The sequence below is a fragment of the Mesorhizobium sp. AA23 genome (assembly GCF_001672435.1).
Taxonomy (GTDB): domain Bacteria; phylum Pseudomonadota; class Alphaproteobacteria; order Rhizobiales; family Rhizobiaceae; genus Mesorhizobium.
Map to the genome: position 1 here is coordinate 1 of NZ_LYTP01000004.1, position 14950 is coordinate 14950.

Annotated in this window: 17 protein-coding genes and 1 tRNA gene; 11 read left to right on the forward strand and 7 right to left on the reverse strand. The window is 61.1% G+C overall.

Going from position 1 to position 14950, the window contains the following annotated elements:
- Positions 1-1600 precede the first annotated feature (1600 nt).
- On the forward strand, positions 1601-1768 hold the full coding sequence (locus tag A9K66_RS30065) for a hypothetical protein (RefSeq protein WP_156751014.1): 168 nt from the start codon (positions 1601-1603) through the stop codon (positions 1766-1768).
- Between the two features lie 57 nt (positions 1769-1825).
- Here A9K66_RS30065 and A9K66_RS29115 read toward each other — a convergent pair whose 3' ends face one another.
- Both A9K66_RS29115 and A9K66_RS05505 read right to left on the reverse strand, forming a co-directional pair.
- The gene (locus tag A9K66_RS29115) at positions 1826-2047 is read right to left on the reverse strand and encodes a hypothetical protein (RefSeq protein ID WP_082953730.1); all 222 of its coding nucleotides are present in this window, start codon (positions 2045-2047) and stop codon (positions 1826-1828) included.
- Positions 2048-2151: 104 nt separating this feature from the next.
- Positions 2152-2361 (reverse strand): cold-shock protein, encoded by a 210-nt coding sequence (locus tag A9K66_RS05505; RefSeq protein WP_067320803.1) that lies wholly within the window; start codon positions 2359-2361, stop codon positions 2152-2154.
- Positions 2362-2406: 45 nt separating this feature from the next.
- Between A9K66_RS05505 and A9K66_RS30070 the strand changes: the two genes are divergently transcribed.
- From A9K66_RS30070 to A9K66_RS05520, 4 genes are all read left to right on the forward strand, one after another.
- Positions 2407-2769, forward strand: a complete 363-nt coding sequence (locus A9K66_RS30070) for a hypothetical protein (RefSeq protein WP_156751015.1) — start codon at positions 2407-2409, stop codon at positions 2767-2769.
- Positions 2770-2845: 76 nt separating this feature from the next.
- The gene (locus A9K66_RS05510; protein ID WP_067320807.1) at positions 2846-3058 is read left to right on the forward strand and encodes a hypothetical protein; all 213 of its coding nucleotides are present in this window, start codon (positions 2846-2848) and stop codon (positions 3056-3058) included.
- Between the two features lie 181 nt (positions 3059-3239).
- Positions 3240-3644, forward strand: coding sequence for a hypothetical protein (locus tag A9K66_RS05515; protein WP_156751016.1), 405 nt, complete (start codon positions 3240-3242; stop codon positions 3642-3644).
- 647 nt (positions 3645-4291) lie between these two features.
- Entirely contained in the window at positions 4292-4519 is a 228-nt protein-coding gene (locus A9K66_RS05520) for a DUF768 domain-containing protein (RefSeq protein WP_067320813.1), read from the forward strand.
- 201 nt (positions 4520-4720) lie between these two features.
- Here the strand turns inward: A9K66_RS05520 and A9K66_RS31005 are convergent, their stop codons facing one another.
- Together A9K66_RS31005 and A9K66_RS05525 are read right to left on the reverse strand one after the other, a co-directional pair.
- Positions 4721-4885 (reverse strand): helix-turn-helix transcriptional regulator, encoded by a 165-nt coding sequence (locus A9K66_RS31005; protein WP_245307402.1) that lies wholly within the window; start codon positions 4883-4885, stop codon positions 4721-4723.
- A 546-nt stretch (positions 4886-5431) separates the two neighbouring features.
- Positions 5432-5653 (reverse strand): hypothetical protein, encoded by a 222-nt coding sequence (locus A9K66_RS05525; protein ID WP_156751017.1) that lies wholly within the window; start codon positions 5651-5653, stop codon positions 5432-5434.
- Positions 5654-6020: 367 nt separating this feature from the next.
- Here A9K66_RS05525 and A9K66_RS05530 point away from each other — a divergent pair, with 367 nt between their 5' ends.
- The 3 genes from A9K66_RS05530 to A9K66_RS05540 all read left to right on the forward strand — a co-directional run bounded on the left by A9K66_RS05530 (position 6021) and on the right by A9K66_RS05540 (position 8211).
- Positions 6021-6614, forward strand: coding sequence for an SOS response-associated peptidase (locus A9K66_RS05530; protein ID WP_067320819.1), 594 nt, complete (start codon positions 6021-6023; stop codon positions 6612-6614).
- Positions 6615-6836: 222 nt separating this feature from the next.
- A complete protein-coding gene (locus tag A9K66_RS05535) occupies positions 6837-7886 on the forward strand; it encodes an HWE histidine kinase domain-containing protein (protein ID WP_348626417.1) in 1050 nt (349 codons plus the stop codon).
- A complete protein-coding gene (locus tag A9K66_RS05540) occupies positions 7855-8211 on the forward strand; it encodes a response regulator (protein ID WP_067320822.1) in 357 nt (118 codons plus the stop codon). The genes A9K66_RS05535 and A9K66_RS05540 overlap by 32 nt, the downstream gene beginning before the upstream one ends.
- Positions 8212-8424: 213 nt before the next feature.
- On the opposite strand, the gene A9K66_RS05545 is transcribed toward A9K66_RS05540, so the two are convergent.
- Positions 8425-8649 (reverse strand): hypothetical protein, encoded by a 225-nt coding sequence (locus A9K66_RS05545; RefSeq protein ID WP_067320825.1) that lies wholly within the window; start codon positions 8647-8649, stop codon positions 8425-8427.
- A gap of 408 nt (positions 8650-9057) precedes the next feature.
- On the opposite strand from A9K66_RS05545, the gene A9K66_RS05550 reads away from it, so the two are divergent.
- The gene (locus tag A9K66_RS05550) at positions 9058-9243 is read left to right on the forward strand and encodes a hypothetical protein (RefSeq protein ID WP_067320828.1); all 186 of its coding nucleotides are present in this window, start codon (positions 9058-9060) and stop codon (positions 9241-9243) included.
- 99 nt (positions 9244-9342) lie between these two features.
- Here A9K66_RS05550 and A9K66_RS05555 read toward each other — a convergent pair.
- Positions 9343-9419: transfer RNA gene (locus A9K66_RS05555), tRNA-Pro, on the reverse strand.
- Between the two features lie 200 nt (positions 9420-9619).
- Here A9K66_RS05555 and A9K66_RS05560 point away from each other — a divergent pair.
- Together A9K66_RS05560 and A9K66_RS05565 are read left to right on the forward strand one after the other, a co-directional pair.
- Positions 9620-11140, forward strand: coding sequence for a phosphomannomutase/phosphoglucomutase (locus A9K66_RS05560; RefSeq protein WP_067320831.1), 1521 nt, complete (start codon positions 9620-9622; stop codon positions 11138-11140).
- Between the two features lie 10 nt (positions 11141-11150).
- On the forward strand, positions 11151-13388 hold the full coding sequence (locus A9K66_RS05565) for an AGE family epimerase/isomerase (RefSeq protein ID WP_067320834.1): 2238 nt from the start codon (positions 11151-11153) through the stop codon (positions 13386-13388).
- An 87-nt stretch (positions 13389-13475) separates the two neighbouring features.
- Here the strand turns inward: A9K66_RS05565 and betB are convergent, their stop codons facing one another.
- Positions 13476-14939 carry a betaine-aldehyde dehydrogenase gene (betB, locus tag A9K66_RS05570; RefSeq protein ID WP_067320837.1) on the reverse strand — a complete coding sequence of 488 codons (1464 nt, stop codon included), beginning with the start codon at positions 14937-14939 and terminating at the stop codon, positions 13476-13478.
- Positions 14940-14950: the final 11 nt, after the last annotated feature.

Below are 14950 nucleotides of genomic sequence, written 5' to 3' on the forward strand. Positions count from 1 at the left end.
CCTGGGTGTGTTTCGACGGTCGTCGGAGGGCGGGGGGCCATAGAGTCAGCAAACTGCGTTGCGATCGGCCCTGACTCAACATGTCATTGATTCAACCCGCACAAAATAACAAATGTTGTGGTTCTCTCCAAAGCCTGTCGACACACGGCGGACTTTACCCGACGCCCCCTTCTCGCGAGCGGCGGTATCTCAACAGCCGGCGTTGAAAGAGCGCCGCCCCTCTCACACGGCTCCACCAGACATAACCTCAGTCCTGAGGCGCTTCATTGCTTCCCGACCTTAGAGGAGATCTTCTCGCACCTTTTTCTCGCGAGTGGCGGCAATATCGAAGCGCGGCCCTAAATGCCTCGGCTGCCAAGTCGCATTTGCGCTTGGATGGACCATTGCTCTGAATGACAATTTCGGCCTGCTTGGTTGTCAAACCGTGCTTTGCCGCGAACTCGTCTGGGTCGTAGGTTTCCGTCCAGCGCGACCGCTTCACACCTTGCATCTTACCTCCGCGGTAACGAAATCGTGAGAAGCAAACGCGAGGCCGTTCATAAGGTTTCAGATGGATGTCGGAAGCCTCAACCCGGCTGGGCACCAGAGCCGTCTTTCTCCTCGGCATATAGGGAGGTCACCACGCTCTTGGTCTCTTTTCGTTCTGCACTCTCGAATGGCGGGCAACTTACATAGCCAGGGCTATGGCCTCGGCTAAAACCCTGCCGCGCTCACGAGCCTGGAGGCTGTAGAACGGCCCGGCAGCCATCTTGCTTCGGGGGGAAGTGGTGACGCAGCGCCGGGCCGAGGTGGTCCGGGAGTGGGTAGCCAAAACCCCGGACAGCGTTAACCATAGCGTCACGGCGGGCGATGGCAATTGTTAATTGGATCAGTCGAGCCACACTATCCGCAACTCGGGAGCGGCTCTGGGACCCAAACAGATGCCTGTCACCCCAGGCAACGGGATGGCGGGCATCTATCTAGCTGCTACCGACGAGGAAGGTGACGCATTTCCTCGCCGCACTGAGCGGTGATCATCGCTGGGGCCCTTGGCCATTTACGCGGTACTCATTTACTCACGAGAGATGCCCGTCACCCCGGCAACAGGGATGGCGGGCATCTATTCACTCTGCACTGCCGACGATGAAGGGACATTGCTCGCCGGCTCTATCAAATGATGCAGCGAGGCGAAAGTTTCAGCACAGGGACCAAAGCATCAGCCTATCCGACTTCGGTCGCATCGGCCTGAGGGAACCTTCCTACAGTGTCCCGGTTGAGTGTCGCGGCGTGTGTCTCCGGCACGAGGTTCACCCGCCGCGCTGGGGCGCTCCCCCACGGGAGCCCGTTCGACCCCCTCAGGCGAGCGGGCTCTTGCTTTCGCCCGACACCAGCCCGAAAGACCTCTGCAAGCGGACTAACTTCCTGGAACCTTTGTCCCTTGCCTAAGTTCGGTACCTTGGCGCCGCTATTATAAGCGACGCGTCGGGACGGCTTGTCGGCCTCCCATTCGGGAGAATTGGAGCTGCTGACGCCCCCAGCGGAGCCCCCGGCAAAGAGCCCGTCCCCTCACACCGGGCGGGCTCTTCAATGTACTGACGGCTTATATTGAAGAGCTTTTCAAATGAACAACTATACCGTTGAAACCATGTCGGGGATGGACGTGGTCTCACCGAAAGCAGCCGCTGAATGGGTGACCGGCCGAAACGTACAGGACAGGCGAGACGAGTCCGAATGGGTTCGCGTCACCGACGACACCAACCGAGCGGTCTACAAATTTGCCTTCAAATAGGGGAGACCTTCACCGCCAGAAGACAACGGAGCCGGCCAGCGCAGCCATGAGAGCGCACTATGATGCTGTGTTTTTCCGCTTCTGGACGGGTTTCCTTGGAGTGACGGCAGGCGCTTGGGATGCCTGCGCCAGCCTGGCAGCGCGCAACCGCTCTGTCTTGGCAGACCTTGCCGTCGCTTCAAGATCGACAATCTGCCGGGCGATGCGCGTGGTCGCATCGGTCTTGGCTTCTGTTCGGGATGGAACCGGCTTAAAGATACCAGCGGGAAGGGACTTCATTTTTCTCCTTAACCGAAAAGGCCGGGCAAAGCCCGACCTTCTCAAACGCGCCTCTGCGGCCAATGCCAGTACATCCGTGGTCAAAGGCCCCTAAGGCGCTGTGACTAGGCGGCTTGCAGGTTGTCGGCGGAGCTCTTGCCGGTGCGAGCATCCTTCACCACGTCAAAGCTAACCTTCTGGCCTTCGACGAGAGAACGCATTCCTGCGCGCTCCACGGCCGTTATATGAACGAACACGTCGGGCTGGCCATTGCCCTGCTCGATGAAGCCGAAGCCTTTCGTGGAATTGAAGAACTTTACCGTTCCAGTGGTCATTGCGATCTCCTTTCAAATCGACGCAAAATTAGGCTCGCTCGGCAAATGCCAAACGATGCAATTTCGAAATTGAGATGGAAGATCGTAGGAGCGCAGATTGCGCCAGAACAACGTTCGTTCAGCAAGATCGATTTAGAAGATATAACGCTCAATCCCGTCGGAGGCAAGGGCAGCGATTTAATACTGCCCGCGAAGCGCCTGCGATACGGTCGGGGACGCTCTGTTCGTGCGGGACATCGGTCACGCTTCCTACAGGAATCTCTCGCCCTCAGCCCGATGTTCAAAACAGAACCAGTGCGCCGCCTGCGCGGCGCTCAAAGCCTCATTGGCGTGTTAAGGAATTACCACTACGCGGTGCACAAGGCATTCTCGCCATCGATGAGTATGCAGGTTGTTCGGGTGATTTGATCCCAAACGGTGTATCCTAAGCTACGGGCCGGACCGGGACAAACGGAACGCCTCGCTCGAGATGCCGTTACGATCTATGGCACTTGCTGATGACATCGAGATGGTGCGTGGGCATGTCAGACTGGGCAGACGGCACATCGCCCAGCAGCGGGGACGCATAACCGAATTGGAACGGCTCGAACTGCCCACCGCCAAAGCGCTCGAATTCTTGGAACTTCTCGAAAGCATGCAGGACTTTCACGAACTGCACTTGTCGCGCCTGCTAGAGAAGGCGGCGCGTCCAGTCTAGACCTTGCCGATCGGTCCTTAACCAGGGGCTGGGACCAGTAAGAAGTAAGCGATTGCGGGACAGTTCGCGTGCACACCTCGACGGCTCGACCGCCCACTTTCCCCCTTCCACTTTCACGCGGCTGCGACCGATCAAACGGCGAGCGTTCTCGACAAGATGCTGGTCGTTTATCCAAGTAGGCATGACACCATTTAGTGCAGACGATTTTGGCTTCGCCTATATGGCCGGGACGAGCGACGGCTGGACGCTCCAAGGGCTGATGGACGCGGGCATGTCCGTCACGGGCGGCTGCTCGATTGCTATACATCAGAAACTCGATCTGGAGGCGCTACGCGACCGCTTCGGCGCTGATGCTCGGCTATGGAATGCCATCTTCAACCAAGAGAAAAAACACCCCGCCGCATTCACAGGGCAGCGGGTGTCGAATTTGGCAACAATGACTGGCGACAAAGGGATTAATCGCCAGTCCGAAAGCCAATGCGACAGCGGGCTATATGTTTCACGGTATGGACCTATGCGCGCGGTGACAGGGCTTCGGTCGTACCTAGCGGTCGGCTGTGTGCCCGAACTCGGAACGAATGGATAGAGGCACCGTTGAAAGGGTGCCGGCAGCTCCCGCTAAGAGCGGTTGAGCGCAAGCATCGGCTCCAGCGCTTGGCGGGTATGCGCTGGAGCCGTCTTGGTAGGAGTGAAGGAAATGCAAGACCCTCGCAACAGTGTCCTGGAAGCTCGTTGGCTTCTCGCCGTGCCCGCTTCGCTTGCCCTGACTGTGCTGCTGGCAGGGCTGTTGCTTTCCTGACCGACGCGGCTGCCTGCCCCTTGCCGTGGGGAGTTCAGCAAGCCTGGATTCAAGGGCCCAACTGGCAGGGTGGCGCACTCGCTACGCCGGCAACCTTCAGGTGCTGTGGGATCAGAGCAGCTTCTTTCGTCTCAGGAGCGTTCCAGCACCGTCCGCATGGCATCGGCATCAGCGGACCGACCTGCGACCGCCCCGCGGCCGCTCAGAATTTTCAATCCAAGCCTGAACCTGTTGGCTTTTCGGTAGTTTGGAAGCAGGAGGTTCCATGAACGAAGACACTGGCGATGGGGAGTTGGGCGACGGCCCCGACGAGATCCTAGACGATTGGCTAGAGAGGCAGATATTGCCGAAGAGCAAGCCCGCGAACTGATGGAGTTGAACGGGATCGACTGGAATGCCCTGCTTCGAGAGGCTCATTTCCTGAAGGCGCGGCATTGAGCGAACGCGGGGCAGAATTCTTTGGCGAATGGATTACCGACAACGTGTTGCGCGGCAGCGTCGGCGCTGACATCATTTCCGTCGCGGAATTGACGACTAAGCTATTCACCGATGCAAGGGTTGCCGGGATTTCTGAGCGCGAGATCGAGGAGGAAACCGGGAGCGCTTACGAGGCGATCCTGGCCGCGATCGTCGGCACCGAAGAAGTCAAGAAGACGGATTGACCCTTGGCAGCTAAGCGCTGTGCCAAGGCACGCCCCTCAACCGGCGTGCAGCGCTCGGTCTCCACGGGCCTAGGGGGCGCGGTTTGCCTGCCGCCGCCGCCACGTTCTATTGTCGGGATCGCGAGTCCGATGCTGAGCTTCAGAGCGGGTAAGTGATGGGCTCCCTTCAAGACGAAAGACGATCCCCCTCCGGGGCCCGGCCTATGGCGGAACATTGCGGGGATTCGGTGTTCTAAACCCGTTCTCGAATTCGCTGATCGTCGCTTCGCTGAGATTGGCCCTGGCGGCGAGCCGCACTCGCGACCAGTTCAATAGAACTCGTGCGGCTTTTAATTGTTGTCCTGAGAGTATTTCACGGCTGTCCATAGGCGTGGAACATTCAATGGGGCTAAAATGTTCCAGCCGCAAATGCTCTGTGTGCTTCCCGGCTAGAAACTCCTGGCGACCGTTGCAGCGGAAATTTCGGTGACCCGTACTGCGCTTCAAGAAGTTCGAAAGAGGGGATCAGCTTCGGACCTCAGTCGGATGCTAATTGACTCGAAGCTGACTTTTATCAGGTGTATCCTCTTCCCGTTGTTGGGTATCGGGGGTAGAGGGTAAACGATGCGTGGAAGCGAGCATTATGCTGCCCCGCTCAGGACAGCGGTATACGGAATAGTCGAACCAGCCGAGGTCAGCATTCTTGCAAAGGCCGTGAGTGATTACTGCTCAAGTCACAATATTGGACGCGTGGATGAGCGCGAAAACGTCGCGATCAAAGTCATGTGCTTGTTCGGACGCGGTGTGACTGACGCTGACCAGCTATTGGCAGAGCTCGAAAGGGTAGGCTAGGGCAACCTGGCGCTACTGGGCGCGCCCGGCCGCCAAATCCTGTGTCACCATGATAGCGGTCGGGGCGCCTAGACGGCTTCATCATTTTGCGAAGTCTGTGCGCAACGGCGGCTCTTCGACGCCGAACTCGTGGACGCTGGCGTGTCTTTCGTCGACGACGCGAAACCAGCGCTGGTGGTCAGTTCGGGCAGAAATTTGGCCCCCGGTGACTGCTCTGACGGCGCTCAGCGCGTCGGCAGCACGGGTCACGTGTCTCGCGATGACAGTTTCACCGGCCATCTCTTCAACATGAAATTGTGGCATGCTCGGCTCCGTTTCTGGAGCAACCGTGCCCAGTCGGGAAGGTTCCAGCCAAGCTCACGAAAATGTGACAGCCTGGCTCGGCAGGCCGCGCAAGGCGGCTCAATGCCACCAGACGCCGCTCAGGATGTTTCCCTCGTGGCTCTGATTGGCAAAAAGCCCGTCGCCGAGAGGGGGGAACAGACGCCGGGCTGAGCGGCAATCCCCAGTGACAGCTGGATAGGACCGCCTGCAGCTTCAAACTGGCAGCAAGAGCGCCCGTTTCATTAGGAACTGCAAATATGCTGACCCGCGAAGCCGCCTGGGAACGTTCGGTTCGGACAAAGCGTTCCCGCGTGAAGGGGAGGTCCAAAGTTCCTGCGAGACCGGTATGTGCAACGATTACGAGCAGCACATTGCTTGGGCTGAATACTGCCGCATGATGGAGTCGCTCGCGTTGCAGATCTCCAGCCATCAGACGGAGCTCGATCTGCCGCAAGCTGACGACATCCGCATAAACGACCCGGCGCCAATAATGCGCGTTGCCGGCGATGCAATCGAGCTGGCCTCAATGACCTTCGGCTTCCCGCCGGCCGGTCCCAAAGGCGGGCCGGTTTTCAATTTCCGCTCCGAGGGCCGACAGTTTGGCAACAGCAAGCGCTGCCTGGTTCCGGCTTCCGCATTCTTCGAATTCACCGGAACGAAATATCCGAAAGCGAAACACCGCTTCACCCTCAACGGCGCGCCGTTCATGGCAATTGCCGGGCTTTGGCGAGAGGCGGTCGGCAACAAGCCGCCCAGCTTCACGATGCTGACGACAGATCCTAGTCCGGATGTGGCGCCGTATCACAACCGACAGGTCGTGGTTCTTGAGCCGGAGAACTGGTCCGCCTGGCTGAATCTGACCAAAGCAGAGAGCGATCTGTTGCGACCGCTTCCTGCCGGGTCCCTCGCAGTTGAGACGGTTCGCCCAGAGCGACCGTAACCTGTTCGTCCAGCATCGGGCCCCAGCAATCGTGTATCTCCAGTTCTACCTCACCGGCATATTCACAGCCGATCTGCATAGGCTCCTGCCTGCCGATCACAGCAGCAACGCGGCCGCCGGACCCGCAACGCAGCCCCATTTCTGCCTGCCCGGTCTGCTCTTGACCCACGACAGGGTTGGCCTGAGATTGCGGCCAACAAGATCACTTTCGTGGGACCAGCTATGGTGAACTTGGAAGACCTCTACCGGATCTTGAGGACCGGGCATGTGCAGGCGCAGGGGATCGTGGATACCGTCCCGGTTCCTCTGCTGGTCCTGGACAGCGCGCTTTGCATCCAAAGCGCCAACCGTGCCTTCTTCCGAACCTTCAAAGTCGAGCGGTATGAAACCATAGGCAAGCACATCTACGAGCTTGGAGATGGTCAGTGGGACATTCCGGAACTGCGTCGCCTGCTCACGGAGGTGATCCCGAAAACCACGGCAGTTATAGATTACAAGGTTGAGCACGATTTCCCCGGGATCGGTCAGCGGACCATGCTGGTCACGGCGCGTACCGTGTTCAGTCCCGACGATGTCAGCACCACCATGCTGCTGTCGTTCGCCGATGCCACGGAGAGGACTCGTAGAGAGGCCGAGGTTGAGGTTCTCTTCGGTGAGCTTCGCCATCGAATGAAGAACTTGCTTGGGCTGGTGCGGGCACTCGCTAACCAGACCAAGGCCGAAGGCGTCTCGGGGGAGGAGTATCGAGACGCGTTTTTAGGCAGGTTGACCGCCATTGTTGACGCAAATGAGCAGGGGTTCATTGGCGGTGGTGATGGCAGCCTTGAAGCTCTGGTGTTGCGCACGCTGGAACCTTTTGCAGTCAGTTCCGACGCCATAGAGATCGATCGCGGACCGCCGGTGCATTTGAATGCCAAGCAACTGATGTCCCTCGGGCTTGCCCTGCATGAGCTGGCGATGAACGCTCTCAAATATGGAGCGCTGTCGAAGGCGGGCGGACAGGTCCACGTGCGCTGGGTTATTGAGCAAGGGGATGACCGGCTGCTGCGGCTCACCTGGTCGGAAAGCGGCGGCCCCGGTGTGGCCCCACCCGTCTCCACAGGCTACGGAACTCAGCTGATTCAGTACGCTGTCGCATACGATCTGGGAGGCAAGGTGGAACCAAGCTATGCGACGACGGGTTTGAACGTGGAGATGGCCATTCCGCTCGCGGGGACAAGGCAACAAAGATTGAAGGCCGGTGGAAAAGACGGTCCTGATCGTGGAAGATGAATACCTGATCGCGATGGACCTCAAATTCATGCTTGAGCGTCGTGGATGGCGTGTCATAGGCCCGGTTGCCACGGTCGCAGAGGCGTCACGCCTATTGGAAGTCGAATTGCCGTCCGTTGCATTGCTCGACGTAAATCTGGGCAACGAGCTGGTCACACCGCTGGCTGAAGAGTTGAGCAGCCTCGATGTCCCGTTCGCGGTGGCGAGCGCCTACGACAGGCCAGAGCTTGTCGGCGGGGCAGTTCTGGGGGATGCGCCCAACGTGGGAAAGCCAACAGCAGAGACGCGCTTGCTGGGCGTGTTGGCTAAATTGCTGGAACACTGATGTCGCCTCCTCGACGACGTGCTCGCCGTCTCTTTGGTCCAAACCTAGAGGTGACGTTCACCCTCTCCACGGTGCTCAAAACAAAACCAGTGCGAAGGCTGTCTCGGGCGGGCAAACCCCCAGCCGGCATCCTTCCCGCAGCCCTGGTGCTCGCAGACATGCCCGAGAGGGCCTCGCTCGCGTGTCTGGACAGGCTCGCCGGGGCGTGTCGGTTCATCGCTCATTTGTCGGATCCGGTTCGAAATACTCGAGGATGATGATGTAGCCGGATTCGACTGAGATCTTGAGGTCGTCAGGGAATTCGCGGTTCGTGACTTCATGCTCTGGCTGCCACATGACATTGACGACACGGCCGCCATTATCTGCGGCCTCGTTGAGTTTCATGTGCAGCACTTTCGCGTCGTCGGGACAGGTCTCGATCGAATAGCGAGTTGGCATGGCATTCTGCTCTGCGTGACCTGTGAGGACATGCTAAAAGATTCCACACGTGGTCTTGACGATCAAGGAAAATGTTCCTTTTTTGTTCTCATGCCTGAGACCTATGGCCCGAAGCGACGCGACTATCCGCTGTCGAACCTGAACGACACAATGCGCCTGGTTCGGGTGCGGTGCCGCTATTGCAAGCGGCAGCACAATTACCATCCGTCAGATCTGATCCAGGTCTTGGGCGATGTCGATGTCGACTCGCTCGCCTACCGTATGAAATGCCGAGAACGGCGCCGATCACGGTATGCTCGATATCGAGGCCTTCGTGCCGACGGGACGCGAGGGCATCGGCCTACGCATCCGGCGCCTGATCGCGATCAAGATTAACCGTGTTCCGGTTTGGAAAGAGGAAGGCCCGAAATGATCACCTACCAAATCGAACGCGCGCTCGAAACTCTGCTTGCCACAAACCCCGGACCGGTCTCGATCGCGGCCGGCATCGCCGCGCTACGCGCGATGGGGATCGAGGAGCCGGACCGCGATCTGCAATCGCTGGTCGGCACGTTCGCCGCCGAGCGCGGCAGGGCGATACGTTTTGACCTCTGAAGCCAGTAGGGCGACGACCATCACCGGCCTGCCCCTGAGTTTCAGGTGGGATATCAGGTGGGAGGCAAAATCGGGAAAAAGCTAACTGCTTGTTTTTTCTGGTCGGAGTGGCAGGATTTGAACCTGCGACCCCATCGTCCCGAACGATGTGCGCTACCAGACTGCGCTACACTCCGTGACCAGACGGCGGGCTTATAGCCGCCACTTTCCGATCCTGCAAGCGTCAATGGCTGCACTTGTGTCGCATTTCTCGGCTTTCACCCAGCTTGCCCGGATGGCATGCGATTTAGCCGTCGGATAAAGACCGGCTTAAAGGCTTTCGTGATAAGCCGCGCCCTTTACAGATCGGCATTCCGGCTCTCTGGAGTTTCGACCATTGACCTTCACGATTGTTGGCGAAGCCCGGCCCAACAGCTTCGAATTCGAGACCTCGGCGCTGATCAAGGCGTCGGGCTTTCGCGAGTACGACGCGCGCTGGTGGGTCGGCCATCCCGGCTCGACCAAGGCGCCGGAGCTCAATTTGATCGGCGTCCAGGCGCTCGGCATGGGTCTGGGCACGCTGATCCGGCGCTTGGGCGTTGGGCCGGATATCGTCACCGGCCATGATTTCCGCTCCTATTCGCTGTCGATCAAGCTGGCGCTGGTCTCCGGCCTGATGGCGGCGGGCGCCCGGGTGAAGGATATCGGCCTGGCTTTGTCCCCCATGGCCTATTTCGCGCAGTTCGCGCTCGATACACCCTCGGTCGCCATGGTCACCGCCTCGCATAACGAGAATGGCTGGACCGGCGTCAAGATGGGGGCGGCGCGGCCGCTCACCTTCGGTCCGGAAGAGATGGGCGCGTTGAAGAAGATCGTGCTCGAAGCCGACTTCGACCTCCGCGGCGACGGTGCCTACGAGTTCATGTCCGGTTTCCGGGAGCTCTATGTCGATGATCTTACCAAGGGCAAACACATCTCGAGAAAACTCAAGGTCGTTTGCGCCTGCGGCAACGGCACGGCTGGCGCCTTCGCGCCGGAAGCGCTGGCGCGTGTCGGCTGCGAGGTGATCCCGCTCGACGTCGAGCTCGACCATACGTTCCCGCGCTACAATCCCAATCCCGAGGACATGCAGATGCTGCGTGCCATCAGCGAGAAGGTGCTGGAGACGGGCGCAGATGTCGGACTGGGCTTCGATGGCGACGGCGACCGCTGCGGCGTCGTCGACAACGAGGGCAACGAGATCTTCGCCGACAAGGTCGGGCTTATTCTCGCGCGCGATATTTCATCGTTCCATCCGGGCTCGGCCTTCGTCGTCGACGTCAAGTCGACGGGGCTTTTTGCCACCGATCATGTGCTCAGGGCGAACGGCGCCACAACTGACTATTGGAAGACCGGCCATTCCTATATTAAGCGCCGCGTTGCCGGGCTCGGTGCCGTCGCCGGCTTCGAGAAATCCGGGCATTTCTTCTTCAACCCGCCTATCGGCCGCGGCTATGACGACGGGCTGATCACCGCGATCGTCGTCTGCCAGATGCTCGACCGCAATCCGCGGAACTCGATGGCCGATCTCTGCCGCGCGTTGCCGCTGACCTACGGTACGCCGACCATGTCATCGCAATGCCCCGACGAGGTGAAGTACGGCGTGGTCGACCGCGTCGTGGCGGATTTTCAGACGATGCACCGCGAAGGTGCTGACTTTGCCGGCCAGAAGATCGTAACGCTCATCACCGTCAACGGTGTGCGCGTCGTTGCGGAGGACGGCACCTGGGGCCTTGTGCGCGCCTCCTCGAACAAGCCCGAGCTTGTCGTGGTGGTGGAGAGCCCGGTATCGTCCGAGCGGCGCCGGCAGATGTTCGAAGCCGTCGACGCCGTGCTGCGCCGCAGTCCCGAAGTCGGCGCCTACAACCAGACCTTCTGACAGGGCAGCCATGAGCCAGCGCATCGTCAGTTTCGTCATGAGCGGCGGCGTCGGCTCGCGGTTATGGCCCCTGTCGCGCGAGGACAATCCCAAGCAATTCCACGACCTTTCCGGCGACGGTTCGATGCTGGCCAAGACCTTGCGCCGGCTGGCCGCGCGGCCTGAAGGGCAGACGCCGATCTTTCTCATCGCATCGGAGCGCCATGCCGACCGCGTCCATGCCGATCTTGCCGGCATTGATCTCGCCGGCGGCGGCCCATTGTTCGAGCCCACGGGGCGCAACACCGCCGCTGCCGTGGCGCTTGCCAGCCTGCGCACCCTCTCCGAATTTGGCGATGAGCTTGTTCTCGTGGTGCCCTCCGACCACGAAATCTCCACCGCGCGGCAGTTCTGGCGGAGCGTTGAAGCGGGTGCTGCGGCGGCGAGAACCGGTCGCTTGGTGGTGTTCGGGATTAAGCCGACGCAGCCCGAAATCGGCTATGGCTATATCGAGGTCGCGGCCGATCGCGACGGCGTGTTCGACGTCTCGCGCTTCGTCGAGAAGCCCGACCTCGCCACCGCGCGGGCTTATCTCGACGCCGGCAGCTTCTATTGGAATACCGGCATTTTCCTGTTTCGCGCCGGCGCCATGCGAGATGCCTTCGCCGCCTTCGAGCCCAGGATCTGGCAGGCGACGGAAGCCGCTTATCACGCGGCGACCAACGATCTTTCCGGGCTCTACATGCCGCTGGAACTTTACTCGGCGATCCCGTCGACCTCGATCGACTACGCTATCATGGAGCGGGCCAAGGACATCGCCATGGTGGCGGCCGGATTCCGCTGGAACGATCTCGGTTCGTGGCAGTCGCTGCTCGATGTCGGCCCGTCCGACAGCCACGGTAACGTCATTCTCGGCGATGTCGTCGCCATCGATTGCGAGAACTCCTACATCCGCGGCGACGGCCGGCTGCTGTCGGCCATCGGCATGAAGGACGTGGCCATCGTCTCGACGGCAGACGCCACCTTCGTGGCGCCGGTCAGCCACAGCCAGCACGTCAAGAAGATCGTCGAGCAGCTGGAGAAATCCGGCCGGCTGGAGACGAGGTTCACGCCGGCGCATGACCGCGTCATCGAGAGCGGCGCCTGGCGGCGCCGCGTTCGGCACTGGCTGTTCGAGGAGACGCTGCCGCTGTGGTCGAGGTCAGGTGTCGATGAGCGCCATGGCGGCTTCCATGAGGCGCTGGGCTTCGACACCGCGCCGTTGATGAAGCCGAAACGCATGCGCACGCAGGCGCGCCAGATCTATGCCTTCGCCGTCGCCAAGGAGCGCGGCTGGGACGGCCCGGCGGATCGGCTGATCGCTCATGGCCTTGACTTCATGGCAGGCCGGGGCCGCACCGACAAAGGCGGCTGGGTGCGCACGCTCAATATCGACGGCTCGGTCGCCGATCCGGTCGAGGATGCCTACGACCATTCCTGCGTGCTGTTGGCGCTTGCGCACGCGCATATGTCGGGTCATCCCGATGCGTTGCGGCTCGCCGAGGAAACGTTTGCTTTCCTCGATGCTCATCTCGAGGACAGCCGCATGACAGGTTTTCTCGAAACCTCCGACGGCGAGGGCGAGCGTCGCTCCAACCCGCACATGCATCTGCTCGAAGCCTTTCTCGCTTGGCACAGAGCCACTGGCGAGCGCGCCTACCTGCGCCGCGCGGCGCGCGTCATAGATCTCTTCCGCAGTCATTTCTTCGATGCCGAAAGCTGGACGCTGGGCGAGTATTTCGACGACGGCTGGAAGCCCGTGGCGGGCGAGAAAGGAACATGGACCGAACCCGGCCACCATTTCGAATGGGCCTCGCTGCTCGCCGATTTCGCCGCCCGCAGCGGCCAGGCCGAACTCACCGGCTTCGCCCGCAAGCTCTATGCCTCGGCTGTCGCCAACGGCCTCAACCGCGCCACCGGCCTTGCCTATGGCGCCGTCTCGCGCCAGGGCCTTCCGCTCGACACGGTCTCGCGCAGCTGGCCGCAGGCCGAGGCGATCAAGGCTGCGACCGCGCTCGACGGCTCGGGTGGGCCGGACCTCAAGCCGGAGATCGAGGCGCGCGTCGGCCACCTGTTCCGCTGGCACATCGACCCGGCGCCGCTCGGCCTCTGGATTGACCGAATCGACGAGCGCGGCCGGTCATTGGCGAGCGACGTGCCAGCCAGCATCTTCTACCATCTGGTTTGCGCGCTGACGCAGTATCTGGACGGGACGGCCGAGAAGGGGTGAGGGGGCAACTGGCGGCAACGCAGAAGCTGCCAATCTACCCTTGCGGGGGAGATTGCTGTCACTGCGGGCTTTTGGCCAATCGCCAAGTCAATACGGGCTCGCCACATCCCCCGTCTCGACATAGACCGCCTTCAGCTGCGAATAGTGCGCGAGCGCCGCCAGCGAGTTCTCGCGGCCGATGCCGGACTGCTTGACGCCGCCGAAGGGCATTTCCACCGGCGTCAGATTGTAGGCGTTGATCCAGCAGGTGCCTGCCTGCAGCTCGGCGATGACCCGATGGGCGCGGGGCAGGTCGCGGGTGAAGACGCCCGCAGCGAGGCCGAATTCGGTATTGTTGGCGCGTTCGATCACCTCGTCCTCGTTATCGAATTTCAGCACGCTCATCACCGGTCCGAAGATTTCCTCGCGCGCGATGCGCATGCCATCGGCCACGCCGGTGAACACGGTGGGTTCGATGAAGAAGCCACTTTCGAAGCCCTGCAGCGACGGCACGTTGCCGCCGCAGGCAAGCGTCGCCCCTTCCTCTCTGCCGGCGGCGATGTAGGAAACAACCTTTTCCTGCTGCGCCTTGTTGACCAGCGGCCCCATTTGCGTTTCCGGATCGAGCGGATCGCCGATTCGGATTTTTTTGGTACGCTCGGTCAGCCGCTCGACGAAGCGGTCATGCAGGCCCTTCTGCACGAAGACGCGCGTGCCGTTGGAGCAGATCTGGCCGGTCGAATAGAAATTGCCGAGCATGGCGCCGCCGATGGCGTTTTCGAGATCGGCATCGTCGAAGACGATCAGCGGCGACTTGCCGCCGAGCTCCATCGTGGCGTGCTTCATTTTCGAACCGGCAAGCGACAGCACCTTGCGGCCGGTCGGCACCGAGCCGGTCACCGAGACCTTGGCCACGACATCATGGCCGACGAGGCCGGCGCCGACATCGCCATAGCCCTGCACGACGTTGAACAGCCCGTCGGGCAGGCCCGCCTCGCTGTAGATTTCGGCCAGCGCCAGTGCCGAGAGCGGCGTGTTCTCCGACGGCTTGAACACCATGGCGTTGCCCATGCCTAAAGCCGGCGCCGACTTCCAGCCGGCGATCTGGATCGGATAGTTCCAGGCGCCGATGCCGACGCACACACCAAGCGGATCGCGCCTTGTGTAAGCAAACGGTCCGCCGAGATCGATCATCTCGCCGTTGAAGGCCGCCACTGCGCCGGCGAAATATTCGAGGCAATCGGCGGCCGAAGGCGCGTCCGCCACCAGCGTCTCCTGGATCGCCTTGCCGGTGTCCAGGGTCTCGATGCGCGCCAGGTCGGCATTGCGGGCGCGCAGGATATCAGCGGCGCGGCGCAGGATGCGGCCGCGCTCGACCGGCTTCATCCGGGCCCAGGCCGGCTGCGCCGCGCGCGCGGCCTCGATCGCCAATTCCAGCACATTCGGCGTCGCCGAGTGCAGCGTGGCGATGGTCTCGCCCGTCGCCGGATAGACCACCGGCAGCGGCGCGCCGCCTTCGTCCTCGATGTAGCGGCCGTTGACGTAGTGCGATGCCGTTGGCTGGGCGCGCATGGTCTTCTCCG